Raw genomic sequence first — 26,767 nt, forward strand, 5'->3', positions numbered from 1 at the left:
GCACAAATTTTCAGGCTTCCAAGCTCTCACCCCATCTGGTGTCAAAAAGCGGCACTCATTCAAAGTATGGCGTAAAAAAAAACGCTCCCGGCTTGGCCGGGAGCGTTTTACAAGTGAGCGTTGCTTTCTGCTACATGCCCTTTCCCAGCCACTTGGCCAGCACCTTTTGCTGGGCCGCCGTGGGGCTAGCCACCGGCTGAATGGTGAACTTGCGGTCGGGGTTGGGCAGCATTTTCAATTTAATGTCGCGGGTGAGGCCGTCGCGGCGCACCTGCAGCGTCACTTCGCTGCCCGCCGGGCCGCCCACCAGTGCTTTCACCGTTTCCTCGCTGGGCGCGGCCCCGTTGATGAACAGCACCTCGTCGTTGGCGCTCAGGCCGGTGTTCCAGGCCGCGCCGTCGCGCAGCACGCTCGCCACCAGCAGCTTGCCGGTGCGGTTCGAGAAGTTGGCGCCCAGCGTGCCCTCGGTGCTGGCAGGGGTGTTGGTGAGGCTCAGGCCGGCATAGCCCAGCGCGGTGGCGAAGTCGATGGGCTTGGTGCCGTACACGCTGTTCTGGAAGAAGTCGTCGAAGCGGCGGCCGGCCACGGTGGCCACGGCATCCTGGTATTCCTGGTCGGTGAAGCCGCGCCCGGCTTTCTTGTAATAGGTATCGTAGAGCAGGCGGAACACGTCGTCGAGGTGCTTGGCGCCCTGCGTGGCCTGGGCAATGTTCAAATCGAGCCAGGTGCCAATCAGGTCGCCCTTCGAGTAGTAGCTGATTTGCGTGTTGATGGCATTCTCGTTGGGCCGGTAATACTTAATCCAGGCATCAAAGCTGGACTCGGCGGCCGACTGAATGCGGTTGCCGGGCGTGTTTTCCACCTCGCCAATGGCATTGCCCAGCTTGCCCAGGTACTCCTCCCGGCTAATGATGCCGGCGCGCTGGTCGATTTGCTTGGAGTAATACTCCGTCATGCCCTCGCTCACCCACAGCATGTGCGTGTAGTTCTCCTGGTCGTAGTTGAACGGCCCCAGCGCCATCGGCCGGATGCGCTTCACGTTCCAGAGGTGGAAGTATTCGTGCGCCACCAGGCCCATGAAGGATTTGTAGCCGGCGTCGGTGCCGTAGGCGGTGCGGCTCACTTCCAGGGTGGTTGAAAACAGATGCTCGAGGCCGCCGCCGCCGCGCTCCAGGTTGTGCACGATGAACACGTAGCGGTCGAGCGGGTTCTGGCCCACCACGCGGTGGGCTTCCTCCACCACGCGCTTCATGTCGGCCACCAGCCTGGCGTCGTCGGCCTGGTAGGTGCCGTACATGGCCACCTGGTGCGGGGTGCCGTTGGCGGTGAATTCCAGAATTTTCTGGTTCCCGATTTCCATCGGCGAGTCGGCCAGCTCGTCGTAGCTCGCGGCCTGGTAGGTAAACTTGCCGGAGCCGGGCTTGAGCGAGGTGCTCACCTTTTCCCAGCCGGCGGCGGGCTGCACCACCACGGTGCTGCCCAGCATCTTGTTATCGGCCGGATACATAAACACGCTGCTGCCATTCAGGTAGCCGTGGTCGGCATCGATGAACGAAGTCCGCACGCTCAGCTCAAACGCATACACCCGGTAGCTCACCTGAAAGCTGGCCTGCTTGGGGTGCTTCACCCGCCAGGTGTTCTTGCTGATTTTCTCCACCGCCAGGGCCTGCCCGCCGCTGGTACGCGCCTGGAAGCCTTCCACGTTTTTGGAGAACTCGCGCACCAGGTACGAGCCCGGCGCCCACACGGGCATCTTCACATCGGTGTAGTCGGCCGTGAAGCCGCCCAGCTCCATCTTCACTTCGAAGTAGTGCGACTGCGGCGCGGGCATCGAGAGCGTGTAGCGCAGCGTAGGCACGGTGGCCGCCGGACGCATGGCCCGGGCCGGGCCGGAGGCGGAAATCAGCAGCCCTGCCAGGGCCGCGCTGCAAAGCAATGCGTTTGTCTTTCTATGCATTCGGAAAATGATGAGAACGGAATAAGATGGGAGCAAAGGCACAAAGTAAACCCCACGGGTTGCCTCCAACCTAGCGGGTGGCCCTGTCGTTAGGAGCTAGCGCGGCGCTTACCCGGCACGGCTGCGCCTCATTTCCGATTTTCTTATGCGTTTTATCTGGATGATTTTTGCGGGGCTGCTGGTGGCAATGGTGGCGGTGCTGCCCCGGTTGAGCCGGCAGCCCAAAGCTCCGGCTCCACCGGCCACTGGCCGAACCGTACCAGTGGCCCGCCCGGCTTCGCTGCGCTCCGCCACCGCCGCTCGCACGGGCCGGGCCGACAGCATTGTGGCCTTCGGGCTGGCCCAGCAGGGCACGCCCTACGTGTACGCGGGCACCTCGCCGCTCACCGGCTTCGACTGCTCGGGGTTCATCATGTACACCTTTGCTCATTTTGGGGTGCCGGTCCCCCACTCCACCGCGCTGCTCATCGACGTGGGCCGGCCCGTGGCCCGGAATGAAGCCCAGCCCGGCGACATCGTGGTATTCACCGGCACGGCCAAAACCAGCACCACCCCCGGCCACGCCGGCATCGTCATCTCGCACCGGGGCGAGGTGCCGCTGCGCTTCGTACACGCCTCGTCGTCGCGCCGTGAGCCGTTTGTGAAAGTGAGCCAGGTGGAGGATTCTGACTACGAGCGGCGCTTCATGCAGGTGCGCCGGGTGCTGGGGCCGGGCACCGGCATTGTGGCCACGGCCCGGCCAAAGTATCCGGCGCCGGCCAGCACGCCCCGCGTAGCGCCCATTCAGGCCCGGGCAGTGGCCATCGAAAAAGCCGCCCTGCCGGTTGCTCCGCTGCCGCGCAGGCTGGCTCCGAAAAAGCTGCCGAAGCCCGCGGCCCGCCCGGCTGCAACGCATAAGAAAGCCCCTGTAAAAACCAACACCCTGAAAAAGAAAGCCTCGCTGCCGGCGACGCGTAAAGTGCCGACCAAAAAGCACGCCGCCAGCCCGCCCAAACGCAAAAGCTGACCCCCTACAACGCAGCGATGCCCGGCCTGCCTTTGCCGTCCCACTGAAGGGCGACTGGGCAAACCGGGCATCTAATCCTTCAAATCTTACCAAGCGGCGAAACTGGGGTACAGTTCCGGCGTCTTCAAAGATAAGACCTGGCCGAATGTGGGCAGCCTTAGGAGCTACCCCACGAAGCTGTTGTTAGGCGCGCACTGCGGTGAAGCGTACGACATTCGACAGGCTTGGCAGGATTTGTTTGGGACTACTAGACATTTTGTACCTCCTTTCTTTACGTTCGACATTGCCCCGTTCGCGCGGCCCAGCACCTTAGGGCTGCTTGAGCGGGGTCGTAGCACTCACTACTGTGCGGTAAAGTTAATAGCGGGGGCTAAGGTTCAAAGCGCAGCGGCATTTTTTTGGGATAATCGGGCATTAATACGGATTTCGCACTGATAGTCAGGCCCATTATTTTTAGCAATTTTCAGCGGTTTTGTCCGGCCAGCCGTTTGCCGCAAATCTGGCTGCAAACTTGCCATACCCCACCCGAAGCAGCGCTGCTTGCCAGCTCTGAGAAATTTCGCTTACTTTTCCCCCTCAAACCCACCTTCACGCACTCTTCAGAAATGAAAAAAACCTTGCTCCTCCTGTTTGCCCTCGTGTTGGGCGCTGCTGGCCTGGCCTCGGCCCAGACCATGTCCCCACTCGGGATTTGGACCAACTCGGAGAAAAAAGCCACGTTTGAAATCTATAAGTGTGGCGACAAGCTGTGCGGTAAAATCGTGACCCTGACCGTGCCCAACGACCCCGCCACCGGCAAGCCCAAAACCGACTCGCAAAACCCCGACCCCAAGCTCCGCAGCCGCCCGCGACTGGGCCTGGTGTTCATGCAGGGCTTCAAATACGACGACGACAACAAGTGGGACGACGGCAAAATCTACGACCCCGAAAGCGGCAAGACCTACTCCTGCTACATGAAAATGGAAAGCGCCAACACCATGGAAGTGAAGGGCTACATCGGCTTTTCGCTCATCGGCAAATCGCAGACCTGGACGCGGGTAAAGTAGCCGTCGCACGCCGCCGGGCTATTGGGCCGGCCCCTCACCAGGGGCCGGCCTTTTTTATGGCACGGTATCGGTATCGGCGGCGGCAGGCCGGGCAAAAAGCCTTGCCGCCTGGCCCTGCTTCCAGAAACTATTTGCCGCAGCCCGTGTTTCGGCTTCATTAAATTCCCACGCCTTGTTCGATTTTCTTCAAAAACTGTTTCGCCCCAAAGCGGCCCACGCGGCTGCGTGGCACGCCGTGACGCTGTCGTCGGCGCAGGCAAAGCGGCACGCCCGCTGGGTTGAGCAGCAGGTGTTTTTGAACTGGCTGGAACCCTACTTTAAAGCCTACCACCTGCGCAAGGGCGGGGCCGCCGGCAGCCGGGGCCTGAAAGTGCAGCTGCTGCAGGAGCCCGGCCGGCAGGGCGCGCTGTTTTTTTACGATTCCAGCATCGGGCCCGGCAACTTTCGCCACTTCTACGAGCACCTCGGCGAGCGCCTGCTCACCTTTGGCTATCACCGCGCCTGCGCCGACCGCTGCACCCGGCGCAAGCAGCAGCTGGCCGAAACCGTGCTCAAGCAGCTTTTCAAGCCCAATCCCACCGACTGCCCCAAAACCGGCGACTGCAACCAGCGCTTCGGCCTGGTTACCATCGATTTGGTGGCCGTGAACGGACAGCCGATGTTCATTCGCATTGCCAGCAACGCCGTGCTCCAGCCCGGCTTCACCCCGGCCGCCACGTTCGATGAGCTGCTGAAACAGCTCCTGCACGCGCCGTCGCCCACGCCCGCCACCCAGGCATTGATAAGTGAGTATCAGGACCGGTTTTAGCTGACGCCTGCGCCAACGAAAAAGGCCGCTTCCAGTGCTGGAAGCGGCCTTTTTCGTCATTACGTGGGTTGTCAGCCTTACTCGCGCACAAACTGGCCCCGGCCCAGCAGCTCCGCATCGGCCCCCAGCAGGCGCAGGTAGTACAGGCCCGGCGTGAGGGCGCGCGTGTCGAGCTGCGGGGCCTGCATGGGCTGGCGCAGCACGAGGCGGCCGGTGGCATCCAGCACTTCGGCGGTGAGGCGGCCAGCCGGCAACCCGTTCAGCTGCAGCTGGTCGCGGCAGGGATTGGGGTAGAGCGTGAGCAGCGGCGCGGGGCCCGCCGCACGCACGGCCAGCACCAGGGTATTGTCGCGCACGGGGGCGCTGGTGGGCAGGTCGAGCACCCACTGGTCGGGGTCGACGGCGATGCTGGCCACGGTGCCGGTAGCGGCAAACTGGAACGTTTGGGTAGGCTGGGTCTGGTGCAGGCGCACGGTTTGGGTGCTGCCGTTGGTGAAAGTGAGACGGTAGTCCACATCGGTGTCGAAAAACGGTGTGACGGTGGGCACCGAAGCCGTTTCATTAATCCGCAGCACCACGCTGCTGCCAATCTGGTTCCAGCGGCCGACGAACGTAGGGTAGCCCTGCCCCCGAAACCACTGCTGGAAGAAGTACCCGAGCGGCCGGCCCGCCTCAGCCTCGAAAATGGTCTGCAGGTTGGCCGTGCGGGCCGTGGAACCCCGGTAGGTGCTCTGGTAGGTGCGCAGGGCGCGGAAGAATTTGGTGTCGTCGTTCAGCAGGTAGCGCAGCATGTGCACGACGGCCGCGCCCTTTTTGTAGGTCAGCGGGCTGTTGAAAATACGGCTGACGTTGGTGGTATCGGGCACGTACACGCTGCCCGACGAGGTTTGGGCCGAGTTGTGGGCCGTATCCATCCAGGAGCGGGCATCGCCGGGCGCGCCAAAGGCCTGGTAGGAAAGGTATTCGCCATAGGAAGCCATGCCTTCGTTGAGCCAGATGTCTTCCCAGGAGGCGCAGGTCACGTTGTCGCCAAACCACTGGTGGAACAGCTCGTGGGCGGTGAGATTAAAGAAAAAGCCGTCCTGCGTGGTCATGGTTTGGTGCTCCATGCCGCCGCCCAGGCCCAGCGGGGCCATGCTATGGCCGTACTTTTCGTTGGCGAAGGGGTAGAGGCCAAACAGGTTCGAATAGTTCTCGATGAAGCCCGGCGTGCGGTCAATCTCGGTCTGGTAGTAGCTCTGGGCCGCCGGCGTGTAGAGGTAATTGACGATGGGAATGGTGGGGCCGCCCGTGGGGTGCGCGTAGTTCACGTACTCCACGTAGGGCGCAACAGCCACCGAAATCAGGTAATAGTCAATGGGATGGCGCGACTTCCACTCGTAGCGCACCTTGTTGTTGGGCAGCGTCACGGTGCGGGCCAGCACACCGTTGGAGCCCACTTTGTTGGGCAAGGTAGTGGTCACCCACACGTCGCTGGAGTCGGCTTTATCCGTGAGCACCTGCTTGCACGGAAACCACTCGTGCGCCGAAAACGGCTCCGACAAGCTCCAGGTGATGTTGTACGGGATGGTGGTGTTGAAGCCAATCTGGGCCTGGCTGCGGTTGCTCAGGCCGTTGCCGATGGCGGCCGAGTTGCCGCTCGGGGCCGTGCCGTGGTAGTAGATGCGGGCATCGGTGAGCGAGTTGGCAGCGGCGGGCTGGGCCAGGGCTGCGGTGGCATCCTGCCCCACGCGCCGAATGCCCGGCGAGCGCCGGCCATTCACCACCACCGAGTCGATGAGCAGCGTGGCCGTGCCGGCGGGCGAGTTGGCCGGAGCCTGGTACAGCTCAAAGGCCAGCGAGTCGAGCGCCTGGCTGCCCACCCGCACCCGCATCCAGACCGAGCCGGCTACGTTCAGCGAAGTGTTTTCCATCGCCAAGTCCAGCTTATAATACTTCACGTCGTAGCGGTTCATCTTCGCCCGGTGCGCAATGGACGTGGTGGCCGTGCGCGCGGCGGTTTTGATGTGGGCTGCCGCGCATATCGGGCCGGCGTCGAGGGCCGTGGCGCTCACGGAGCCGGTGGCGGCCGGCTGGGCGCGCAAGCTGCCGGAGCCGGCAAGTAAGCCCGCCATAATCAGGGCTTTGGAAAGGAATCGCATAGGAAAACGGATAATGGCAACTTATTGGTTAGGGTAGCGGTTAGCAAACAGCTTCGGCCCGGTTCGAAGATACGGGCAGCAAGCCAAAAGGTGCCAGGGCAGGCTGCCGGGGCCGGTCTGTTCCGGGCCGGTGGCGGCCGGACAGGGCATTGGGAGGCGGAAGCGTATATTTCGGCTTATTAAGGATTTAATGCGCTTTTTCCGCTACCCCATGCTCACCCGCTTTTGGCTGCACTGCTCCTCTCGGGTAGCTATCCTGTTGTTGTTGTGCGGCTTGCTGCTGGCCGGCCCGGCCCGGGCCACGCACATTGTGGGCGGCGAGATGGAGCTGGTGCACGGCACCGGCGAATTGTACACGCTGATTCTCAACCTGTACTTTGATGCCTACAATGGCAGTCCGAGCGCCCTCGATGCCGACCTGACGGCGTCTATCTTCGACAAGGCCAATAATAACCGGATGATGAACGTGCTGCTGCCGCTCACCAGCAACACTTTCGTCAACTACACCAATCCGGCCTGCGCCAAGCCCACGCTCAGCACCCGCAAGCTGGTATACAGCAAGGTTATTTCGCTGCCGGCCAACACTTTCACCAGCTCGCAAGGCTACTACGTGGCCGTGGAGCGCTGCTGTCGCAACAACTCCATCAGCAACATTGTGGCCCCCGGCGACGCGGCCCAGACCTTCTACCTGGAGTTTCCGGCGGTGGTGCGCCGGGGCCAGCCGTTCTACGATTCCACCCCCCGCATCTTTCCGCCGCTGGCCGACTATGCCTGCCGCAACGAGCTGTTTTACTACGACTTCGGTGGGCAGGATGCCGACGGCGACTCGCTGGTGTACGACCTGGTGACGCCGCTCAACGGCCACGCCATTGCCACGCAGCCCAAGCCTGCCACGGCCGCGCCGGCGCCATATTCGCCCATCATCTGGAATGCAGGCCTGAGCACGCTGAACCAGATTCCGGGCGCTCCCACCCTCCAGATTAACCGGGCCACGGGCCGCCTCACGGTGCGCCCCAGCAACCTGGGGCTGTTTGTGTTTGGGGTAAGCTGTTCGGAGTACCGGCGGGGCGAAAAAATTGGCGAGGCGCGCCGCGACTTTCAGCTCATGGTGCTGAACTGCCCCGTCAACACCAAGCCCAGCATGGTGCTGCTGCCCGCGCCCACCGGCCGGGCAACCTATCGCCCCGGCCGCGACACCCTGCACCTGGTGCCCGGCGGCAACCACTGCGTGCGCCTGCGCTTCACCGACCCCGACCCCAATTCCCGCCTCACGCTCTCGCTGAGCCCGGTAAATTTCTCGGGCCTGCTGCCGAGCTTCACCACCGCCACCAGCGGCTCGGTGCGCGGCCCCGGCGTGCCCGATACCCTCACGGCCACGCTGTGCTTTCCGGAGTGCATCAACACGCGGGGCCGGGTGTTTCTGCTGGATGTGGTGGTGGGCGACGATGGCTGCAGCCTGCCCAAGCGCGACACGGTGCGCGTGGCCTTCACCTCGGTGCCACCGCCCAACTCGCCGCCTTCGCTCATCACTACGGCCGGGCCGCGCCTGCCCCTGGTGGTGCGCGTGGGCGATGTGGTGGCCTTCGACATTGCCGGTACCGACCCCGATAATGACCCGATTCAGCTGGAGATGACGGGGCAGAATTTCAGCCCTACAGGCCTGGGCGCTACCCTTACCCAAGGCAGCAGCGGCACGCAGCAGCGCGGCCGCTTTTCCTGGCGCATCGACTGCCGGGCCGTGGGCACCGATTCGCTTTACAATTTTCAGTTCACGGCGGCCACTTCGCCGTGCAGCGAGCGGCAGGCCGTCACCACCACGGTGCCCATCATTGTGCGCTACGCCAACAGAGCGCCCGTGCTGGTGGCCGCGCCGGCCTTTCCGCTGCCCACGGCCCCGGGCGAGCTACCCGTGGTGCGGCTGTCGTTGGGCGACACCTACACGGTCGGTTTCACGGGCACTGATGCCGACCGCGACGGCCTGACGATGACGGCCGCCAGCGAGAGCTTTGCCCTGGCCGATGCCGGCATGCGCTTCACGGCCCAGAATGGCACGGGCACCGCCACGGGCACCTTCCGCTGGGACGCGAGCTGCGCGGCTGTGAACCTGCACCGCCCGCTGGATGTGACCTTCCAGCTGGTGGATGCCACCTGCCGGCCCCTGCCCCAGCGCCAGACGGTGCGCTTTGAGGTCATTCGGCCCAATTCGCCGGAGCTCAGGCTCTACAACATCATCACGCCCAACGGCGATAATGTGAACGACGAGTTTCACTTGCCCGAGCTGCCCCTGAATTTCTGCGACGAGCAGTTTGCCAACATCCGGATTTACAGCCGCTGGGGACAATTGGTGTACGAGGCCAGCAACCGGGAATTCAGCTGGCCGGGCCAGGGCACCGGCAGCATTTATTATTACCTGGTCACGTACACCGACGGCCGTCAGTTCAAGGGCTGGCTGGAAGTGAAGCCGTAAAAAGCGCCCGGCCTCCTGCCCTGAGTTCAGGATAACGGGCGAAGCTGCTTAATACAGAAACAGAAACACGGCGAACAGGGCCACCCACAGCACATCGATGAAGTGCCAGTACGTGCCGAGCAGCTGGAGCTGGCGGCGGTGGTAGGGGTTGCGAATAAACACCAGTGAACGCACGGCGTCGCGGTCGGCATGGCCGACGCGCAGCAGCAGCGCCAGCAGAAACAGCATGCCGCCCAGCAGGTGCGCCACGTGCAGGGCCGATATCAGGTAGATGAACTGGCCGCTGCTGCTGCTGGTATCGCCCTGAAACGTGACCCCGTTGCGGGTGAGCTCGTGCCAGCCCAGCATTTGCAGGCCGGCAAACACGCAGCCCAGCAGCAGCGTGGCCAGGAGGCAGCGGGCGAGGCTGCCGAGGTCGTCGGCGGCATAGAGCCGGGGCGCCTGGGCCAGGGTGTAGCTGCTCAGCAGCAGCACAATGGTGCTGAGCGAGAAGTAGCGCGGCAACGGATGCAGGCCGGTGGGCACGCCGCTGTGCAGCCGGGTAAACACGTAAGCCACCACCAGCATCACAAACATGACGGCGATGGCGACTATTGCCAGGTACCCGGCCAGCATAAACGGCGGCAGGCGCTCGAAGCGCCTCATGGGCGACGAGCCCCGGCGGTTGCCGACCTGCTTTCTGCGTTCAAATTCGGAGTTCATGAGGCAGCACTCTGTGCGTGTACCTACCAAACTAAGCCTGCCGGAATTAGTTGCACCGGCCGCGAATTTCGCCCGAAAGTTTCCCTACTTGAAAAACGACCCAATCTTGCCCAGCACGGCATTGAGCGTGATTTTGGGCGTGCGCTGCACCCCAAACGTCACGTAGGTTTTGCCGCCCACGCGCAGGTCGAGCACCCAGCCCAGGCGGCGCATCAGGTCGTTGATTTGCTGCAGCGGGTCGGGGCCTTCGGCTTTGGGCTTTTTGGGCGCACCGGGAGCCTTGGGCGGGCCGGCCGTAAGCTCGTCGAGCACCTGCTGGCTGGGGATGTTCAGGATGAGGTAGGTGCCGGCCGCCGCCAGCTGCAAGGGGTGGCCGTTCCAGCTGATGACCAGCTGCGCGTCGATTTCGAGCGCGCTAGGCACCGGCTTCGGGGCGGCTGGCGGGGAGTTGGGCCGGAGCCGGCGCGGCGGGCTGCTCGCCACGGGTGCGGATGCGGAGCGAGCCGTTCAGCTTCCAGGTGGTAGCGGGGCCGTTGGGGTTTTGGGGGTTAGGCATTTGCAGCTCTATCTGGTCGAAGGCGCAGCTGAGCTCGACGCCGCCCGAGAGCTTGCCGAGCAGGGAGGCGGCCATGTCGGCCCAGTTAGCAGAGGAAGTATCAGCCATGATTGTGCGGGTGTTTGGGGTTGGAAGCAGAAGCCGGGCACGCGGAGAGCCAACGCTCCGGCAGGCCGCAAAGTAAGGCCCTGCCCTGCTAACGCAAGCAAAAAGCTCAGGTTACGACCTGCGCCGGCCCGGATTCCAATTTACCTCACCCGCTTCGACCTGTTCAAATAGCCGCCCAGCCGGTTTGTCCCTGCGGCCCGCGCAACAGGCTGAACCCCCTGGCCTGCCCCAGCACGGCAACGGTGGTGCGGGCCGCCAGGGCTTCGCCGGCCGGAGCCGTGGCCGCCGGCTGCGCCAGCAGCTCGGTAGCAGCGGGCAGCACCAGCTTTCGCAATGGATGGCCGCTGGCGCCCACCACCGCATGCGCGGAAACGTAGCCGGTGCGCCCATCGGGCGTTTGCACGCGCAGGCTGGTGCCCTGCTGCCCCAGCACCAGCAGCGGCAGCTGACCGGACAACAGACTTGCCTTGGGCTGGCCAGAAATTTTTCCAATCGCCAGCGAAGGCCGCAACGCCGCCGCTACTTTCAGGCGCACAAACTCGCCGCGCCGGTCCGGGCCGTGGAGCGGCGCGGGCACCGCCGCCGCCCGCTGCACATACGGAAACGGGTCCACGGCCCCGCGCCCGCTGCGGTAGATGCCGAAGTGCAGGTGCGGCACCGTGGTGCGGGCATTGCCGGTGTTGCCCACCAGGCCCAGCGTGTCGCCGGGGCGCACGCGCTGCCCGGGCGTTACCAGCTGCTTATCGAGGTGGGCATAGTAGAGGTGCTCGCCGTGTTCGGCATCGGCCAGCCACACCACGCGGCCCCCCAGCGGCGTTTCGCCGGTGCGCGTGACGGTGCCCGCCGTGGCGGCAATGGCCGGCGTGCCCCGTGGGGCAAAAATATCGATGCCCTCGTGCCGCCGGGCGCCGCCGTCGCGGTCGGCCCCCCAGAAGCTGCCGGCGGCGGCATCGGTGCGGCCCAGCACCGGGAACACGCTCAGGCTGGGCTCGCGGGCCACGCGCAGGGTGTAGCGGCCAGCGGCCAGCAGCTCGGGCTGCACGCGCAGCAGGTGCTGGCCGTCGTTTTCGACGCGGTAGCGGAAATCCAGCACCAGCGTATCGGCATTGGCCAGCGGCGCGGGCATCCGGCCGGGCACGGCTTCAAACGCATCGAGGAAAACCCGGGCATTGGCCCCGGGCGCCAGCGTCAGGCTGACGTGTACCACCTCACCGGCCCGCACGGCGTAGCGGTAGCTGGCGGCCGAGGGCCGCTCGGGGCGGAAATAGCCGGTTTCGGCAAAAGGCAGGCCGACCACCAGCGAATCGCGCAGGGCCTCGTCGGCTGCCGCGAGCCAGGCGCGGCCGGCCGGGCGGCGGTCCAGTCCGGCCTGGGCGAGCTGGCGGGCGTAGGCCTGGTGCGGAGTCGATTTCTGAAACAGCGCCTGCAGGGTCTGCTGCTTGCTGCAGCCGCTGACGGCCAGCAGCAGACCCACCAGCAAGGGCCACAGGCATGCGAAAAGCGGCCGGGCAAAGGGCCGTGGAAAGGTAAAATCCGACTTAAAAAGCATGCCTTCCGAACACCAGCCGGGCCGACGTAGTTCGGCATTAGCACGCCGCACTGTTCCTCCCAAAGCCGGCGCTGCGCCCCGGCTGCTACCTTTGCGCCGCCATTCCCACCCCCGTCCCCTCTCCCCATGAAGCTCATCGAATGCCCCCGCGACGCCATGCAGGGCCTGCACGATTTTATTCCCACCGCCACCAAAACCGCCTACCTCAACGCCCTGCTGAAAGTGGGATTTGACACGCTGGATTTCGGCTCGTTCGTGTCGCCCAAAGCCATTCCGCAGCTGCGCGACACGGCCGAGGTGCTGGCCGGCCTGGATTTGAATGCGACGAAAACCAAGCTCCTGGCCATTGTGGCCAACCAGCGCGGGGCCGAAACCGCCGCCCAACATCCCGAAATCAGCTACCTGGGCTTCCCGCTTTCGGTGTCGGAAACCTTCCAGCGGCGCAACACCAACCAAACCACCGCCGAGGCCCTGGCCGACGTGGCCGCCATGCACAATCTGTGCGAGCGCACCGGCAAAACGCTGGTTGCCTACCTCTCCATGGGCTTCGGCAACCCCTACGGCGATGCCTGGAGCCCGGAAATCGTGGCCGACTTTACCCGGCAGCTGGCCGCGCTGGGCGTGCGCATCGTGGCCCTGTCCGACACGGTGGGCACGTCTTCGGCGGCCACCATCGCGCCCTTGTTCTCAACCCTGATTCCGGCCTATCCCGGCATTGAGTTCGGCGCGCACCTGCACACCACGCCCGGCACCTGGCGCGAGAAGGTGGCCGCCGCCTACGAGGCCGGCTGCCGCCGTTTCGATGGGGCCATCGGCGGCTTCGGCGGCTGCCCCATGGCCGCCGATGAGCTGACGGGGAACATGGCCACGGAGAACCTGATTGACTTTCTGAGCGAAGTTGGCCAGCCTTCGGGGTTGGATTTGGATGCCCTGGCGCAGGCCCGCGCTGCCGCCGGTGGCATCTTTGCCTTTCATTAATATGCCGAGCTGATGCCCACCACCGTCGATATTTTCATTCCCTGCTTCGTTGACCAGCTCTACCCCGCCACGGCCCTGAATATGGTGAAGGTGCTGGAGCGCGTGGGCGTGAACGTGAACTACAACCCCAACCAGACCTGCTGCGGCCAGCCCGCCTACAATGCCGGCTACCACCCGCAGGCCCGCGCCGTGGCCGATAAATTCCTCCAGGATTTCGCCGCGCCGCCCACCGATGCCGAGCGCTACATCGTGAGCCCCTCGGCTTCCTGCGTGGGCATGGTGCGCAATAGCTACACCGAGCTATTTGCCGAAACCGGCCAGCAAAGTGCCTGCCGTGCGGTGCAGACCCGTACCCATGAGCTGACCGAATTTCTGGTGGGCGTAATGGGCGTCACGGCCATTCCGGGGGCCAGGCTGACGGGCAAATACACCTACCACGACTCCTGCTCGGCCCTGCGGGAATGCGGCATCGGCCCCGGCCCGCGCCTGCTGCTGGACAGCGTGGCCGGGCTGGAGCGCATCGAAATGGCCGAAAACACGACCTGCTGCGGCTTTGGCGGCACCTTCGCCGTGAAGTTTGAAGCCATTTCGGTGGCCATGGCCCAGCAGAAGGTGGAGCACGCCCTCGATACCGGGGTCGACTACATCATCAGCACCGACGTGAGCTGCCTGATGCACCTGGAAGCGTACATCAAGAAGGAAAAGCTGCCGCTCAAGTGCCTGCACGTGGCCGATGCGCTGGCCAGCGGCTGGTGATTTTAGGGATTAATGATTAGTGGTTAATGATTAATGGCAGATGCCCCAATTAATCATTAACCACTAATCATTAATTTACAGCGCCTTCCGAATCCGGTCCTTCAGGCCTTCGGTGGCTTCGAGCAGCGGGAGGCGCACGGCGGCCCCGCACACGCCCAGGCCTTCGAGGGCGGCTTTCACGCCCACGGGGTTGCTTTCTTCATACATGAGCGGGTTGAGGGTCAGGAAGCGGAACAGGCCGTCGCGGGCGGCGGCAAAGTCGCCGGCCAGCGCGGCGCGGGTCATGTCGGAGAAGCGCCTGGGGAAGGCATTGGCCAGCACCGAGATGACGCCTTCGCCGCCGCAGGCGATGAGGGCGGGCGTGAGCATGTCATCGCCCGACAGCAGCAGGAAGTCCTTGGGCTTGCGGGCCGCGATGGCGAGGCACTGCTCCATGAGGCCGCTGGCTTCCTTGATGCCGATGATGTTGGGGTGCTGGGCCAGGCGCAGCGTGGTTTCGGCGGTGATGTTGGAGGCCGTGCGGCCGGGCACGTTGTAGAGCAGCAGCGGCACCGGGCTGGCATCGGCCAGGTGCTGGTAGTGCGCCACCAGGCCGGCCTGGCTGGGCTTGTTGTAGGCCGGGCTGGCCGAGAGCACGGCGGCAATGCCCTTCAAATCGGTGGTGCGCAGCAGCTCCACGGCGGTGGCCGTGTCGTTGGAGCCGATGCCGTACACCAGCGGCAGGCGGCCGGCTACGTGCTCTTTGGCCACGCGCAGCAGCTCGGTTTTTTCGGCGGCCGTGGTGGTGGGCGACTCGCCGGTGGTGCCATTCACCACGAGGTATTCCACGCCGCCGTCGATGCAGAAATCGAGCAGGTGCCGCCAGCCGGCGTAGTCCACCGCCTTATCCGGGGTGAATGGGGTGACCAGGGCCACGCCAGTGCCATGAAAAGCGGGAAGACGGGAGCCAGAAGTATTCATGCCGGGAGTTTGGGCGTTAGTTTTGTGGGCTGCAAAAGTAGCAGATGGCCCCGCTTTTATTGGCCATTGCCCTGGCAGCGTCCCTTCACCACATTTTTTCCGGTTGCGAAGCAGGGCTTCGCGCGTTTCATGAAATTCACCTCTGCTTCCCTCCTGCTGGCGGCCCTGTCGCTGGCCGCCTGCGACTCCAAAACCGCCACCACCGGCGAGGCTGCCACCAGCAGCGCCACCGTCGAAAAAGCCGATACCGCCACCGACGCGGCCGCCGCCGAAACCTCCGGCACCCGCGCCACGTCGACCGACGAGGCCAACGCCACGCCGGCCCCTGACCCCACCAGCATTCCGGCCGGCAAGGCCGGCGACGCGGCCGCCATTCTGGCCCGGCCGCAGGTGCCCATTCTCTGCTACCACCAGATTCGGGACTGGACGGCCCGCGACTCCAAAGGCGCTAAGGACTACATCGTTCCCATCGCGGCCTTCAAGGCCCAGATTAAGATGCTGGCCGACTCGGGCTACCACACCATCTCGCCCGACCAGCTCTACGCCTACATGACCACCGGCGCCAAGCTGCCGAGCAAGCCCATCATGCTCACGTTCGATGACACCGACCTCGACCAGTTCACCATTGCCCGGCCCACGCTGGACCAGTACGGCTACAAGGCCATGTATTTTGTGATGACCGTGAGCCTGGGCCGGCCCCACTACATGACCAAGGCCATGGTGAAGCAGCTGTCTGACGAAGGCAACGTCATCGGCTCGCACACCTGGGACCACCACAACGTGAAAAAGTATCAGGGCAAGGACTGGGAAACCCAAATCGACAAGCCCACCAAAACGCTGGAGGAAATCACGGGCAAGAAAATCAACTACTTCGCTTATCCCTTCGGCCTCTGGAACACCCAAGCCTTCCCCGAGCTGAAGAAGCGCGGCTTCGTGGCGGCCTTCTCCCTGGCCGAAAAGCGCGACCAGCAGGACCCGCTGTTCACCATCCGCCGCATCATCGCCAGCGGCTACTGGTCGCCCAAGACGCTGCGCAACAACATCGTACAGTCGTTCTAGGTCGTTTCGGCAATGGCTCTACAACCCGTTTCCGCCAGCCGTACTGTCCTCATCGAAATCGCCTGGCTGCTCGGCAGCTGGGCTTTTTCGTGGCTGTTGCTGAGCCGGTTGCTGGGCTACGACTACCTCCGGAAACCGCAGCTGGATATCCAGCTGCACAACACCTACTTCGTGCTTCAGCCGCTGATGCTCACGACGCTGCTGTTTCTGCCCATCGCCACGGTGCTTACCGGGGTGCGGGTGTCGGTGGGTGCCTTTCGTCATTTCGGGCGCCATGCGGTGCTGAAGGGTTTGGCCATTAGCTGGTCGCTTGCGCTGCTGCTGGCGGTTGCGGGTTGGGTTTTCCGCTGAGCCAGGCCGTGGCATAGGCCAAAAAAAGTCCCCGCTGCGGCAGCGGGGACTTTTTTTTTGCCGTTCCGGCACTGATTACGGCATTTTCACGGTGCCCGCGCCGCTGGCGGCGGGTGGCATTCCGGCCGGAACCTGATGAACGACTATGACAAACGGAAAGTCGCCTTTCATCTGGCTGTAAATCGTCGCTTCAAAATTGGGCCCCTGGTACCGCACTGCTTCGCAGCTGGGACAGGTGACGGGTTGAGAAGCAAGCTTGCGGCTTTTGAGCTCGCTGCGCAGGTCGCGGACGCAGTTGGCCTGGGTGGTTTTCAGCACCACATCCTGCCCGGGGCGCTGGGCCCGCACTTGCAGCCGGGCAATGGGCTTCTGCTCGCCCAGGGGCGGGGTAAACGTCCAGGCAGCATCTTTGGCGGTGGCCGTAGGCGCTACGTAGGCCCATTCAAACGGGAGATGGTCGGTAACTGCTTTGGGTGTGGTCAGGGCCGTGGGCTCGGCCCCGATGGCCAGCAGGTCGTCCAGCGCCACGCACTGCGCCCGCAGTGCCGGGGCACCGGCCGCCTGCATAAATAAGAAAGCAAAAAGGGCTTGAGCGCGCATGGATGGGAAAATGGACTTCAAAGGTCGCTAATTCTCTTGATACCCAAAAGCTTGCCGACGATATTTCCATTCCAAACACTGAATATTCCAGTTGAGGGCTACAACGCTCCGGCCCAGGGCAGCTACGCCTAAAAAAGCGAGCCCTGCTGCCCCGGCCCCGCCCCGGGCGGCGTGGCTGGCAGGGCGGCGTCACCTGCGTCAGGCGCTTCGCTGGCGGCCGCAGCGGCGGGCAGCAGCGCCATCAGGTCGGCTTCCGAGATGATGGGCACTTTGAAGCCGAGCGCCTTTTCGCGCTTGGCCGGGCCCATGTTGTCGCCGGCCACCAGGTAACTCAGCTTCTTGCTGATAGAGCCCGTGATTTTGCCGCCGTTCGAGATAATAAGCTGCTGCAGCTCGTCGCGGCTGTGGTTTTCGAACACGCCCGAGATGACAAACGTGAGGCCGGCCAGGCGGTCGGAAGCCGGCACCGGGGCCTCGCCGGTCACGGCCAGCTGCACGCCGGCGGTGCGCAGGCGCTCCACCAACCCGCGGTTTTCGGGCTGCTGAAACCAGTGCGCGGCGGCCACGGCAATCACGCCGCCCACTTCGGGCACGGCCGCCATTTCCTCGGCCGAGGCCGCCATGATGGCGTCGATGCTGCGGTAGTGGGCGGCCAGCTTCTGGGCCACGGTTTCGCCCACGTAGCGGATGCCCAGCCCGAACAGCACGCGCGGAAACGGCACCTGCCTGCTGGCCTCAATGCCGGCAATGAGGTTGTCGATGCTCTTTTCGCCCAGGCGTTCCAGCGTCACCAACTCGGGGCGGCGGGCGGGCAGGTCGTAGATGTCGGCCGGCGTTTTCACCAGGCCCAGCTCGAAGAAGCGGCCCACCGTTTCGGCCCCCAGCCCGTCGATATTCAGCGCCTTGCGGCTCACGTAATGCTCGAGCCGGGCCTTGAGCTGGGGCGGGCAGCCGCGCTCGTTGGGGCAGCGGAAATGGGCTTCGCCCTCGGGCCGCACCAGCGGCGTGCCGCAGGCCGGGCACGCGGTGGGGTACTGAATGGGCACCGCATCGGCGGGCCGCACCGACAGGTCCACGCCCGTGATTTTGGGGATGATTTCGCCGCCTTTCTCCACGTACACCGTGTCGCCGAGGCGCAGGTCGAGCAGCTCTATCTGGTTGGCGTTGTGCAGGGTGGCGCGCTTCACCACGGTGCCGGCCAGCGGCACGGGCGTGAGCACGGCCACGGGCGTCACGGCCCCGGTGCGGCCCACGTTGTAGAGCACGTCGTTGAGGCGGGTGCGGGCGGCTTCGGCGGGGTACTTGTAGGCAATGGCCCAGCGCGGGCTTTTGGCGGTGTAGCCCAGCTGGTCCTGCTGGCGCAGGTCATCTACCTTGATGACGATGCCATCGGTAGCCACGGGCAGGTCGAAGCGCTTTTTGGCCCAATGGTGCACAAACGCCAGCACTTCCCCGATGTTCGAAGCCCGCCGCCAGGTATCCGAAACGGGCAGGCCGTAGCGGCTCAGGGCCTCCAGGGCAGCGCTGTGGCTGGGAAAATGCCGGCCCGGCGTGAGCAGCGAGTAGGCGTAGAAACGCAGCTTGCGGGCCGCCACCTGCGCCGAGTTCTGGAGCTTGAGCGTGCCGCTGGCGGCGTTGCGCGGGTTGGCCAGCAGGGCTTCGCCGTTTTGCTCGCGCTCGGCATTCAACTCGTCAAACACCGGCAAGGGCATGAATACTTCGCCACGTACTTCGAAATCGTCGGGGCGGTCGGGGCCGGGGCGCAGGGCCAGCGGCAGGGTTTTAATGGTCCGCACGTTGGCCGTCACCACGTCGCCGCGGGTGCCGTCGCCGCGCGTCACGCCCTGCGTGAGCTGGCCGTGCTCGTAGCGCAGGCTCATGGCCACGCCGTCGATTTTCAGCTCGCAGACGTAGCTGTAGGGCGCGCCTTCCAGGCCCTTCTGCACCCGCTCGTCGAACTCGCGCAGGTCGTCTTCGGAGTAGGTGTTGCCCAGGCTGAGCATGGGGAAGCGGTGCGCCGCCGTGGGAAACTGCTTGGTGATGGTGCCGCCCACGCGGCGGGTGGGCGAGTTGGGCAGGGCCAGGTCGGGGTGTTCGGCTTCGAGCTGCTGCAGCTCGGCCAGCAGCTGGTCGAATTCCTGGTCGGAAACTTCCGAGATATCGAGCTGGTAATACTGGTGGTTGAGGTGGTGGAGCCGCTCGGTAAGGGCTTCGATGCGGTGCTGGAGGGCGGGCGTATCAGGCATTGGGAATGGCCCCGGCCGGGGCTGAAAACAGTTCGAACAGACGCGGGCCGCAAGCTACGGCAAGGTTTTATAATGCGCGCCCAAACGAAAAAGGCCGCCCGTTGGGGCGGCCTTTCCAGCAATTTCACAGTCAGCGGCTAACCTTAGTTTATGACCCGCACGCCATCGGCCAGAAAAGTGAGCTGCTGCTCGTCCTGGGTGATGGCGGCAATTTCCTGGTCGGTTTTGCCGGCATCTTTGGCATAGTGCTGCAGCTCGCCTTTCGGCACGGTGCTGCGGTAGGCCCAGCCGCTCACCACCACCTCGTGGCCGCTGAGGTCTTTGGGCACGAAAAACGCGTAGTCGCGAAAGCGGACGCGCATTTCCTTGCCATCGGCGGTGGGCAGGGTCATCCAGCAGCCTTTGGCCTGGCACACGGCCGAGGCCTTGCCCACCAGCTTCACCTGGGCCGAATCGCGGGTGCCGAGCGCCGTGGCCAGGGCCGTCATGGGCAGGGCACCGGCCGGGCTGATGGCCGCGCCGTAGGTCTGGCCGGGCGTGGCCGGGGCAATGCTGGTGCTGCCGTGCGGCTCGTCGCCCTCGCCTGCTTCCTCGTCCTGGGTTGCGCCTTTGGGCACTTCGGCATTGTGGCCGTTCACCTCTTCCTGGCCCTGCGGCACCGGCAAAACCGGGTTGATGGGCGCCGAGGGGAACAAGCGGAAATACACCAGAATGAGCACTAGCACCACGGCGAAAGAAATCAGAAATTTCATGAGAAAAGGTAAAATGAACCAGTGATTAAGTTGAGATGGCTCGTCAAAGCGCTATTGCGCCATGTCCACGGCCTTGCCCAGCTTGCGGGCGTAGGCAATGCGGCGCTCGGCGCCGCCGGCCCCGGTGTACTCGAAGCCGACGGCGCTGGGGTCTTCGCGCAGGGCGGCCCAAGTTTTGGCATCTACCTCGGCGGGCTGCTCGCTGCCGGCCGGGATGGCGGGGTTGGTGAAATGATTGTCGGCAAAGAAGTTGTTCATGCCCTGGAGGATGGCAATTTCCTGGTCGCGCACGCTGGCCGACTGCGCGTCGGTGATGTCGGTGTGGCTGAGCAGGGCGCGGGCGGGCAGCACCTCGTGGCGCAGCGTGTCGCCCTTGCTGTTGGTAACGATGAGGTGGGCCTGGGCCGTGAGAATGCGCGGGCCGCGCAGCTGCAAAATGAAATTATCCTGCGTGGTGGGGTTCGAAAAGGTGTGCGTGGCGCTCACGGTGTTGAGCACCGTTTTGCCATTCACCCGCACGCGGCTGCCGGCGGGCGGGGGCGTATAGGTAGCACGCGGGTCGGTGGACGAAGTGCTGACTTCGCGCTCGGTGCTGACGCAGGAAGTAAGCTCCAGGCTGAGGCCTAAAGCAATGACAGCTAGGCCGGAAAGGGCAGAAAAAGACGTTTTCATGAACTATGTAAGGCGACGCGGCGGGCTGCGAACGCACGAAGGTAAGGTGGGAAAATGGGGCTATGGCAATTCTCCGATTATTTGAGCGGCTGTGGGCCCGGAATGTTTTTTACGGCAAAGCCCTGAAAATTGGTTTGCCTTAGCCATCTATCATCCTCAGAATAAGCCTATTTCTACGCCCAGCAGCCAGCGCGGCAGCTCGGGCCAGGCCGTGTAGCCGCTGGCGTAGGCAGCGCTGGTGCGGTAGCGGGCGGTAAGGGCATAGCGGTCGAACCCCAGGCGCACGCCCACGCCGGTGGTCCAGCGCCGCAGATAAGGCAGGCCGTACTCGGTGGTTTCGACGGAGTTGATGCCGGGCGCGGGGTCGTCTTCGGTGGTGTGGGAAGTACCGGCCACCCAGCCGCCGCTGGCCAGCAGGTCGAGGTAGCTGCCCACGGCGTTGCCCCGGCGGCCCACGTTCAGGCGCAGGCCCGCTTCGGAGTAAAGCCGGTGCAGGCCCAACGTTTCGCGGCCGTGCAGGCTGGGGTTCGGCACCAGCTTCTGCGTGCCCTGCACCAGGTCGTAGCGCAGGTAGCCGTAGCCCAGGTCCACCGTTGCCGCCAGCGCCTGGGTGAAACGAATTTTCAGCCGGCCGCCGCCCCGCAGCTCGGCCGAGCGCGGGCCGGAACGGATTTCGGCCCCCGCCTCCGCCGGGCCGGCCAGCAGCCCGTAGCCCAGGTACAGATGCCCGAAGTAGTGCCGGTTGGGCCCGAAGGAATTCTTCACCGTGTCCTCGGCCACGTTGCCCTGCACCAGCACCTGCTGGGCCCGGGCAGCCGGCGCAGCGGCAGCCAGCAGCAACGCCACAAGCACGGCCCCGCTGCGGATTTTCATTTTTTGATTTTGGATGGCTAGCGTGCTCATTCTGAATAAGTGGCCGTGTAGCCTTTGAAGTGAACCTTCAATACATCGCCCCCCCTGAACAGCCGGCGCGGAACCTGCACCACCAGCCGCTGGGTCACGGCGCGGGTTTCGTAGCGGCGCAGCACGCCGCGCCGGTCGGCCAGGTTCCAGTAGAGGTAGGCGGGGTAGTTGGGCTCGGGCAGCGGGGCCAGCGGCGGGCTGCCGGCGGGCTGCTCGTGGCCCACGCGGGGCACGTTGTCGGCAGGCGTTTTGGCCTCGGGCGCGGGCAGGGCAAACGGCAGCGTGGCGTCGCTTTGGTCGGCCAGCAGCGGCAGGGTTTCGGCGGGCCGCACGGCGGCCTCGGGCCGGATGATGACGGCCACCAGGGTGTCGTGCGGCACAAAGTCGAAGGTGGGCACGGCGGCGGCTTCCGGCTTGGCAGGCTGAAAATGCGCGAAGCGCGGCCGGCCGTAGCCGTGCGCATAGTCGAAATACGGATACAGCTCGGCCGACTTTTCCAGCTCCCGAAACAGCTGCATGGCCGTGAGCTTGCGGTGCTGCTGCCACAGGCAGGCCGCAAAGCCGGCCACCAGCGGCGAGGCAAACGAAGTGCCTTCCAGCCGCTCGTAGTCGCCGCCCGGCGTGGTGGTGAGCACAATGCCAAACGCCGCCAGGTTGGGCTTGGGCCGGCGGTCGGCGGTGGGCCCGAAGGAGCTGAAATCGACGTGCAGCCCGGTTTCGGGGTCGAGGCCGCCAATGGCCAGCACGGAGTCGGCATCGGCCGGCGTGCCGATGCGGACCCAGTCGTCGTCGCCGTCGTTGCCGGCGGCGCTCACCACCAGCACGCCTTTGCGGGCCGCCAGGTTGGCAGCCCGGGCAATGAGGCTGCGGCGGCCGTCCATCTGCTCGGGAAAGTAGCGCTGCTCGGTGTAGGCCAGCGAGGAATTGATGATGTCGGCCCCCAGGCGGTCGGCCCATTCCACGGCCGCCAGCCAGGCTTCTTCCTCGGCGTAGCGCTCGCGGTGCAGCTGCTCGGTGCGGGCCAGCAGGTACTCGGCCCCGGGGGCCAGGCCCAGCGCCAGGCCGGGCACGGCGGTGGGGCTCAGGGGCAGGCGGCCGGCCAGGCAGCCCATCACCTCGGTGCCGTGGCCGCCGCCCAGAAACACGTCGTCGCGGTTGCGCAGAAAGTCGTGCGTGGCAATGATGCGCTTGTCGGCCACCAGCTCGCGGAAGGCCGGATGGTCCTTCAAGCCCCGAAATCCGACATCAAATACGGCAATGCGCAGGTCCTTGCCGTCGAGGCCGGCAGCGCGGATGGCCGCACCGTCGAGGGCGGCGGTCTGGCGGCGGGCCAGCAGGTAGTCGTTGGCCTTGATGGGCTTGGGCGAGTCGGAAAGCGGGTGGCGGACTGGTTTTCTGACGACCCCAGCCACCTGCGCTTCCCGCTGCGGCCAGGCTTCCACGCTCCGCACCCCAGGCAGCCGGCTCAGGGCGGCGGCCTGAGCCGGCGTGGCCCGGCAGGCCACGGCATTGAACCAGCGGCTGACCAGCGTCACGGTATCGACCCGGGCCGCGATGGCGGCTACGTAGTCGGCCCGCACGGGCAGGTCGGTGGCCTCGAAGGGCGGGAGGTGCTGGCGGACGCGGCGGGCCCGGGCGGCGGGCGCGAAATAGCGGGCCGGGTCGAAGCGCACGCCGCTTTTGTCGCGCAGCGTGACCCAGTAGCGGGCAGGGCATTGGCGGGCCGGCTGCTCGGGGCCAGGCCCCTGCCCGGCCGCCGGACCGGCCGCCCCCAGCAGCAGGGCCAGGCCAGCGGCCCGCCCCATGGGCACCCGGCAATTCCAAATGGCAGAAACGAACTGAAGGAGATGCATAGAATTGGCTCAAAGGTAACCCCTGCCAACGGGCCCCGTTCTAATGAGTGGTCTGTTCGAAGACCTGTTTCACTTCTTTCCCTCACTTTCCCCCGCATGAACTTTCGCTCCCTCCCCACCCTGCTGGTTGGCGCCGCGCTGCTGGCCCTGCCGGGCTGCAATCAGAAAGAGATAGCCGCGTTGCAGCAGCAAAACGCCGAGCTCACCAAATCGCGCGACCAGCTGGCCCTTGAAAAAAGCGCCCTGGCCGCCGCCAAAGCCCGCAACGAAGAAGACCTGCGCAACTCGCTGCTCAATAAGAACCAGCAGGTGAACCAGCTGAATCAGAACCTGGGCGATGCCGAAACGGACCTCCGAAACAAAGACGCGGACCTGCGCAACAAGGATGCCGACCTGCAAAGCAAAAACGCCCGCATTGCCGACCTGCAGAATGCCCTGGCCCAGAAGGATGCCGCCACCAAGGCCCTGCGCCAGCGCGTATCGGATGCCCTGCTGGGCTTCAACGCCCAGGATTTGCAGGTGAGCGTGAAAAACGGCAAGGTGTACGTGTCGCTCTCGGAGCAGCTGCTGTTTAAGTCGGGCTCGACCAAGGTGGACCCCAAAGGCCAGGATGCCCTGCGCAAGCTGGCCGCCGCCCTCAAGGACAACAAGGACGTGAACGTGCTGGTGGAAGGCCACACCGACAACGTGCCCATCAAGGGCCAGACCGCCAGCGGGGCCCGCGACAACTGGGACCTGAGCGTGATGCGCGCCACCGAAATCACCCGCCTGCTCACCACCGCCGGCATGGACCCCGCCCAGGTGACGCCCTCCGGCCGGGCCGAGTACATGCCCCTCGTGGCCAACGACACGCCCGCCAACAAGGCCCTGAACCGCCGCACCGACATCATCCTCACGCCCAAGCTCGATGAGCTGTTCTCGATTCTGGGCCAGAATTAATCGATTGGTTTTCGAATTCACAAACCGGCCCCACCTGCTTGCGCGGGTGGGGCCGGTTTTTTGTTTGTCAGCCTGAGCGCAGCGAAGGGCCTGCTCACGTCGGCACAAGCCATTCCAGGGTGAGCAAGTCCTTCGCTGCGCTCAGGCTGACAGGAGATTTGCCAATTACAACCCGTACTTGCTCAGCAGGTAAATCAGCGAGGCCATGCTGGCGCCGCCCAGCTCCAGCTCGCGGCGGTTCACTTTGTCGAAGGTGTCGGCGGCGGTGTGGTGAATGTCGAAGTAGCGCTGCGAGTCGCACTTGTAGCCGATGAGGGCTTTGGGGTGCACGGCTTCCTGCAAGGGCTCGATGTCGGTGCCGGAGTGGCCGGCCGTGACGTCGGCGGCGTGGTAGGGCAGCAGCAGCGGGGCCAGCCTGGCCAGCTTGGCCACGGTGGCCGGGTCGCCTTCCACGGTGAAGCCGCGCGGGGTGAAGCCGCCGCCGTCCGACTCGATGGCGGCGAGGTGAGTTTCCTTGTTGGCAGCGGCCAGACGGGCGTATTCGTTGCCGCCCCGGGTGCCGTTTTCTTCGTTCATGAACAGCACGGCCCGGATGGTGCGCTCGGGCCGGAAGCCGGCGGCGCGGAGCAGGCGCAGGGCCTCAATGCTTTGCACGCAGCCGGTGCCGTCGTCGTGGGCGCCCTGGGCGAGGTCCCAGGAGTCGAGGTGGCCGCCCACGGTGATGACTTCATCGGGGTATTTGCTGCCCCTGATTTCGCCCACCACGTTGTAGCTTTTCTCATCGGGCAGGGCGATGCACTCCATCTCCAGTTCAAACTGCAGGTCGGCATTGGCCTTGAGGAGCTGGCTGAGCTTGTCGGCCGCGTTGGTGCTGAGGGCCGCGCCGGGGATGGGGGCCGGGCGCATGGTGCCCGTGTGCGGAAAGTCGTCGCGGGCGCTGGTCATGGAGCGCACCAGCGCGCCCACGGCGCCTTTCTTGGCTGCTTCGGCCGCCCCGAGGGCGCGCTGGTCCACGGCGCCGCCATAGGCCGCGCCGGGCTCGATGAGCGCATCGTTGAATGGCCGGTTGTAGAACACGAACTTGCCTTTCACGGCCGCTTCGGGCAGGTTGCGCACTTCCTCCAGGCTGTGCACCTCTACCACGCCGGCCTTCAGCTTGCCGCCGGTGCCCACCGAGCCGCCCAGTGCGCAGACGGGTACTTTGATGCCCTTGTCCTTATTGCCCACTATTTCGCCGCGCTCCCTGCTGCCGCGCACCCAGTGCGGCACCATCACCTCCTGCAGATACACGCGGTCGAACTTCGCCTTCTCCATCGTGGCTTTGCCCCAGTCCACGGCCAGCTGCGCCTGCGGCGAGCCCGAAAGCCGCGCCCCGATGTTGCCGGTGAGGTAGCGCAGGTTTTCGTAGCTCTCGCCGCGCAGCAGGGCCTCGTCGAAGATGCGGCGCAGGGCCACGGAGTCGGATACGGGCGCCGGGGCCGGCGCTACGCTGGCAGCGGCGGGCGCGGCGGGCTTAGGCCTGGCTTTGCGGCGCTGGGCCGACGCGGCCGAGGAGGTCAGGGCCAGCACAGCGCCGGCACAAACCAGAAATTTCTGAAGGGGAAAATGCATGAGGCTACAACCTGAACGCGCCCGCCAATGGTGCCGGGCCAAAGCGAAAGTACGCCAACCGCGCCATGCGCGGCACGAGGAGCGGCCATGGCGGCACGGTTTCGGCAGGCTACTCCAGGGTGCTGGCGGCCGCCTTGCCCCTGGGCTCGGGCTTGCGCTCGGCGCCGTAGCCGCGCACGTCCACGGTGGGCTGCAGGCCTTCGGTCAGGCGCACGGTGAACAGGTAGTCGTACTCGTTGTCCTTGATTTCTTCGACGGGCAGCATGGCGCCGAAATCATCGATGAGCGAGAGCACCGTGTTGGAATGGCCCACGATGACCACCGTTTTGCCGAGGTAATCTTTGGCAATGCGGTCGGTGAGGTCGCGGCCCCGGCGGGGGTCGTACACCTGCGGCTCCAGCTTCAGGGCTTCGGCCAGCGGGGCGAGGGTGGCGCGGGTGCGCTTGGTGTCGGTGGTGAAGAGGGCCACGGGCTGGCGGCGCAGCAAGGTTTGGCGCAGGGCCAGGGCCCGCGCCTGCCCCACGGCCGACAGCGGCGGGTCGGTGGGATGGCCGGTGGTGTCTTTTTCGGCGTGACGTACGATGTAGATGGTGGTCACGAGCGGCTTGACTTTGGTTTTTGAGCTTGCGGGCCTGGACTGGGCGCGGGCGGCAGTAGCCGAAGCCAGGGCCCCGACGACCAGTAGAATGCAGAATAAGCAGCGAGAAAACATGACGAAGGAAGGATTAATTTGATTGATGGAAAGAT

At 65.0% G+C, this 26,767-nt stretch carries 24 protein-coding genes; 9 read left to right on the plus strand and 15 right to left on the minus strand.

What is annotated here, in order from left to right; genetic code table 11:
* Positions 1-130 precede the first annotated feature (130 nt).
* Positions 131-1,957, minus strand: coding sequence for a M61 family metallopeptidase (locus ACYVHT_RS20205; RefSeq protein ID WP_460556387.1), 1,827 nt, complete (start codon positions 1,955-1,957; stop codon positions 131-133).
* Between the two features lie 145 nt (positions 1,958-2,102).
* Here ACYVHT_RS20205 and ACYVHT_RS20210 point away from each other — a divergent pair, with 145 nt between their 5' ends.
* From ACYVHT_RS20210 to ACYVHT_RS20220, 3 genes are all read left to right on the plus strand, one after another.
* Positions 2,103-2,963 carry a C40 family peptidase gene (locus tag ACYVHT_RS20210; protein ID WP_460556390.1) on the plus strand — a complete coding sequence of 287 codons (861 nt, stop codon included), beginning with the start codon at positions 2,103-2,105 and terminating at the stop codon, positions 2,961-2,963.
* Between the two features lie 605 nt (positions 2,964-3,568).
* A complete protein-coding gene (locus ACYVHT_RS20215) occupies positions 3,569-4,009 on the plus strand; it encodes a DUF2147 domain-containing protein (protein WP_460556393.1) in 441 nt (146 codons plus the stop codon).
* Positions 4,010-4,181: 172 nt separating this feature from the next.
* On the plus strand, positions 4,182-4,817 hold the full coding sequence (locus tag ACYVHT_RS20220) for a hypothetical protein (RefSeq protein ID WP_460556396.1): 636 nt from the start codon (positions 4,182-4,184) through the stop codon (positions 4,815-4,817).
* A 77-nt stretch (positions 4,818-4,894) separates the two neighbouring features.
* On the opposite strand, the gene ACYVHT_RS20225 is transcribed toward ACYVHT_RS20220, so the two are convergent.
* Positions 4,895-6,958, minus strand: coding sequence for a M1 family aminopeptidase (locus ACYVHT_RS20225; RefSeq protein ID WP_460556399.1), 2,064 nt, complete (start codon positions 6,956-6,958; stop codon positions 4,895-4,897).
* Between the two features lie 211 nt (positions 6,959-7,169).
* Between ACYVHT_RS20225 and ACYVHT_RS20230 the strand changes: the two genes are divergently transcribed.
* Positions 7,170-9,425 (plus strand): gliding motility-associated C-terminal domain-containing protein, encoded by a 2,256-nt coding sequence (locus tag ACYVHT_RS20230; RefSeq protein WP_460556402.1) that lies wholly within the window; start codon positions 7,170-7,172, stop codon positions 9,423-9,425.
* 48 nt (positions 9,426-9,473) lie between these two features.
* On the opposite strand, the gene ACYVHT_RS20235 is transcribed toward ACYVHT_RS20230, so the two are convergent.
* The 4 genes from ACYVHT_RS20235 to ACYVHT_RS20250 form a co-directional block, all read right to left on the minus strand.
* Entirely contained in the window at positions 9,474-10,127 is a 654-nt protein-coding gene (locus tag ACYVHT_RS20235; protein ID WP_460556405.1) for a cytochrome c oxidase subunit 3, read from the minus strand.
* A gap of 84 nt (positions 10,128-10,211) precedes the next feature.
* Positions 10,212-10,550 carry a hypothetical protein gene (locus tag ACYVHT_RS20240; RefSeq protein ID WP_460556408.1) on the minus strand — a complete coding sequence of 113 codons (339 nt, stop codon included), beginning with the start codon at positions 10,548-10,550 and terminating at the stop codon, positions 10,212-10,214.
* On the minus strand, positions 10,543-10,791 hold the full coding sequence (locus ACYVHT_RS20245; RefSeq protein ID WP_460556411.1) for a hypothetical protein: 249 nt from the start codon (positions 10,789-10,791) through the stop codon (positions 10,543-10,545). Before ACYVHT_RS20245 ends, ACYVHT_RS20240 begins: the two co-directional genes overlap by 8 nt.
* A 163-nt stretch (positions 10,792-10,954) precedes the next feature.
* Entirely contained in the window at positions 10,955-12,265 is a 1,311-nt protein-coding gene (locus ACYVHT_RS20250) for a peptidoglycan DD-metalloendopeptidase family protein (RefSeq protein WP_460556477.1), read from the minus strand.
* A gap of 201 nt (positions 12,266-12,466) precedes the next feature.
* Between ACYVHT_RS20250 and ACYVHT_RS20255 the strand changes: the two genes are divergently transcribed.
* Positions 12,467-13,318, plus strand: a complete 852-nt coding sequence (locus ACYVHT_RS20255; protein WP_460556414.1) for a hydroxymethylglutaryl-CoA lyase — start codon at positions 12,467-12,469, stop codon at positions 13,316-13,318.
* A 12-nt stretch (positions 13,319-13,330) separates the two neighbouring features.
* Positions 13,331-14,074, plus strand: a complete 744-nt coding sequence (locus ACYVHT_RS20260; protein ID WP_460556418.1) for a (Fe-S)-binding protein — start codon at positions 13,331-13,333, stop codon at positions 14,072-14,074.
* A 75-nt stretch (positions 14,075-14,149) separates the two neighbouring features.
* Here ACYVHT_RS20260 and dapA read toward each other — a convergent pair whose 3' ends face one another.
* Complete coding sequence (gene dapA / locus ACYVHT_RS20265; protein WP_460556421.1) at positions 14,150-15,034, minus strand: 4-hydroxy-tetrahydrodipicolinate synthase; 885 nt, start codon at positions 15,032-15,034, stop codon at positions 14,150-14,152.
* Positions 15,035-15,163: 129 nt separating this feature from the next.
* Between dapA and ACYVHT_RS20270 the strand changes: the two genes are divergently transcribed.
* Positions 15,164-16,093: a polysaccharide deacetylase family protein gene (locus ACYVHT_RS20270; RefSeq protein ID WP_460556424.1), complete on the plus strand. Its 930-nt coding sequence runs from the start codon at positions 15,164-15,166 to the stop codon at positions 16,091-16,093.
* A 12-nt stretch (positions 16,094-16,105) separates the two neighbouring features.
* Complete coding sequence (locus tag ACYVHT_RS20275; RefSeq protein WP_460556427.1) at positions 16,106-16,444, plus strand: hypothetical protein; 339 nt, start codon at positions 16,106-16,108, stop codon at positions 16,442-16,444.
* A gap of 75 nt (positions 16,445-16,519) precedes the next feature.
* Here ACYVHT_RS20275 and ACYVHT_RS20280 read toward each other — a convergent pair whose 3' ends face one another.
* The 6 genes from ACYVHT_RS20280 to ACYVHT_RS20305 form a co-directional block, all read right to left on the minus strand.
* Positions 16,520-17,044 carry a hypothetical protein gene (locus ACYVHT_RS20280; protein WP_460556430.1) on the minus strand — a complete coding sequence of 175 codons (525 nt, stop codon included), beginning with the start codon at positions 17,042-17,044 and terminating at the stop codon, positions 16,520-16,522.
* A gap of 128 nt (positions 17,045-17,172) precedes the next feature.
* Complete coding sequence (gene ligA, locus ACYVHT_RS20285; protein WP_460556433.1) at positions 17,173-19,290, minus strand: NAD-dependent DNA ligase LigA; 2,118 nt, start codon at positions 19,288-19,290, stop codon at positions 17,173-17,175.
* Between the two features lie 143 nt (positions 19,291-19,433).
* A complete protein-coding gene (locus ACYVHT_RS20290) occupies positions 19,434-20,042 on the minus strand; it encodes a DUF4920 domain-containing protein (protein WP_460556436.1) in 609 nt (202 codons plus the stop codon).
* Between the two features lie 51 nt (positions 20,043-20,093).
* Positions 20,094-20,714: a hypothetical protein gene (locus ACYVHT_RS20295; RefSeq protein ID WP_460556439.1), complete on the minus strand. Its 621-nt coding sequence runs from the start codon at positions 20,712-20,714 to the stop codon at positions 20,094-20,096.
* A 156-nt stretch (positions 20,715-20,870) separates the two neighbouring features.
* Positions 20,871-21,587, minus strand: a complete 717-nt coding sequence (locus tag ACYVHT_RS20300) for a hypothetical protein (protein WP_460556442.1) — start codon at positions 21,585-21,587, stop codon at positions 20,871-20,873.
* A 26-nt stretch (positions 21,588-21,613) separates the two neighbouring features.
* The gene (locus ACYVHT_RS20305; protein WP_460556445.1) at positions 21,614-23,422 is read right to left on the minus strand and encodes a S8/S53 family peptidase; all 1,809 of its coding nucleotides are present in this window, start codon (positions 23,420-23,422) and stop codon (positions 21,614-21,616) included.
* 144 nt (positions 23,423-23,566) lie between these two features.
* Here ACYVHT_RS20305 and ACYVHT_RS20310 point away from each other — a divergent pair, with 144 nt between their 5' ends.
* Entirely contained in the window at positions 23,567-24,409 is an 843-nt protein-coding gene (locus tag ACYVHT_RS20310) for an OmpA/MotB family protein (protein WP_460556448.1), read from the plus strand.
* A gap of 165 nt (positions 24,410-24,574) precedes the next feature.
* Here ACYVHT_RS20310 and ACYVHT_RS20315 read toward each other — a convergent pair whose 3' ends face one another.
* Together ACYVHT_RS20315 and ACYVHT_RS20320 are read right to left on the minus strand one after the other, a co-directional pair.
* Positions 24,575-26,020 carry a zinc-binding metallopeptidase family protein gene (locus tag ACYVHT_RS20315; RefSeq protein WP_460556451.1) on the minus strand — a complete coding sequence of 482 codons (1,446 nt, stop codon included), beginning with the start codon at positions 26,018-26,020 and terminating at the stop codon, positions 24,575-24,577.
* Positions 26,021-26,129: 109 nt separating this feature from the next.
* A complete protein-coding gene (locus ACYVHT_RS20320; RefSeq protein WP_460556454.1) occupies positions 26,130-26,732 on the minus strand; it encodes a phosphoglycerate mutase family protein in 603 nt (200 codons plus the stop codon).
* Between the last annotated feature and the right edge of the window lie 35 nt (positions 26,733-26,767).

It is taken from the genome of Hymenobacter daeguensis (assembly GCF_054780555.1).

What these genes read in the sequence shown, in the direction of transcription:
- ACYVHT_RS20205 (WP_460556387.1), bottom strand. Translation starts at nt 1,957, where the DNA reads ATGCATAGAAAGACAAACGCATTGCTTTGCAGCGCGGCCCTGGCAGGG.
- dapA (WP_460556421.1), bottom strand. Translation starts at nt 15,034, where the DNA reads ATGAATACTTCTGGCTCCCGTCTTCCCGCTTTTCATGGCACTGGCGTG.
- ACYVHT_RS20210 (WP_460556390.1), top strand. Translation starts at nt 2,103, where the DNA reads ATGCGTTTTATCTGGATGATTTTTGCGGGGCTGCTGGTGGCAATGGTG.
- ligA (WP_460556433.1), bottom strand. Translation starts at nt 19,290, where the DNA reads ATGCCTGATACGCCCGCCCTCCAGCACCGCATCGAAGCCCTTACCGAG.
- ACYVHT_RS20225 (WP_460556399.1), bottom strand. Translation starts at nt 6,958, where the DNA reads ATGCGATTCCTTTCCAAAGCCCTGATTATGGCGGGCTTACTTGCCGGC.
- ACYVHT_RS20315 (WP_460556451.1), bottom strand. Translation starts at nt 26,020, where the DNA reads ATGCATTTTCCCCTTCAGAAATTTCTGGTTTGTGCCGGCGCTGTGCTG.
- ACYVHT_RS20235 (WP_460556405.1), bottom strand. Translation starts at nt 10,127, where the DNA reads ATGAACTCCGAATTTGAACGCAGAAAGCAGGTCGGCAACCGCCGGGGC.
- ACYVHT_RS20230 (WP_460556402.1), top strand. Translation starts at nt 7,170, where the DNA reads ATGCTCACCCGCTTTTGGCTGCACTGCTCCTCTCGGGTAGCTATCCTG.
- ACYVHT_RS20255 (WP_460556414.1), top strand. Translation starts at nt 12,467, where the DNA reads ATGAAGCTCATCGAATGCCCCCGCGACGCCATGCAGGGCCTGCACGAT.
- ACYVHT_RS20320 (WP_460556454.1), bottom strand. Translation starts at nt 26,732, where the DNA reads ATGTTTTCTCGCTGCTTATTCTGCATTCTACTGGTCGTCGGGGCCCTG.
- ACYVHT_RS20260 (WP_460556418.1), top strand. Translation starts at nt 13,331, where the DNA reads ATGCCCACCACCGTCGATATTTTCATTCCCTGCTTCGTTGACCAGCTC.
- ACYVHT_RS20295 (WP_460556439.1), bottom strand. Translation starts at nt 20,714, where the DNA reads ATGAAAACGTCTTTTTCTGCCCTTTCCGGCCTAGCTGTCATTGCTTTA.
- ACYVHT_RS20275 (WP_460556427.1), top strand. Translation starts at nt 16,106, where the DNA reads ATGGCTCTACAACCCGTTTCCGCCAGCCGTACTGTCCTCATCGAAATC.
- ACYVHT_RS20310 (WP_460556448.1), top strand. Translation starts at nt 23,567, where the DNA reads ATGAACTTTCGCTCCCTCCCCACCCTGCTGGTTGGCGCCGCGCTGCTG.
- ACYVHT_RS20305 (WP_460556445.1), bottom strand. Translation starts at nt 23,422, where the DNA reads ATGGGGCGGGCCGCTGGCCTGGCCCTGCTGCTGGGGGCGGCCGGTCCG.
- ACYVHT_RS20300 (WP_460556442.1), bottom strand. Translation starts at nt 21,587, where the DNA reads ATGAAAATCCGCAGCGGGGCCGTGCTTGTGGCGTTGCTGCTGGCTGCC.
- ACYVHT_RS20280 (WP_460556430.1), bottom strand. Translation starts at nt 17,044, where the DNA reads ATGCGCGCTCAAGCCCTTTTTGCTTTCTTATTTATGCAGGCGGCCGGT.
- ACYVHT_RS20290 (WP_460556436.1), bottom strand. Translation starts at nt 20,042, where the DNA reads ATGAAATTTCTGATTTCTTTCGCCGTGGTGCTAGTGCTCATTCTGGTG.
- ACYVHT_RS20245 (WP_460556411.1), bottom strand. Translation starts at nt 10,791, where the DNA reads ATGGCTGATACTTCCTCTGCTAACTGGGCCGACATGGCCGCCTCCCTG.
- ACYVHT_RS20270 (WP_460556424.1), top strand. Translation starts at nt 15,164, where the DNA reads ATGAAATTCACCTCTGCTTCCCTCCTGCTGGCGGCCCTGTCGCTGGCC.
- ACYVHT_RS20215 (WP_460556393.1), top strand. Translation starts at nt 3,569, where the DNA reads ATGAAAAAAACCTTGCTCCTCCTGTTTGCCCTCGTGTTGGGCGCTGCT.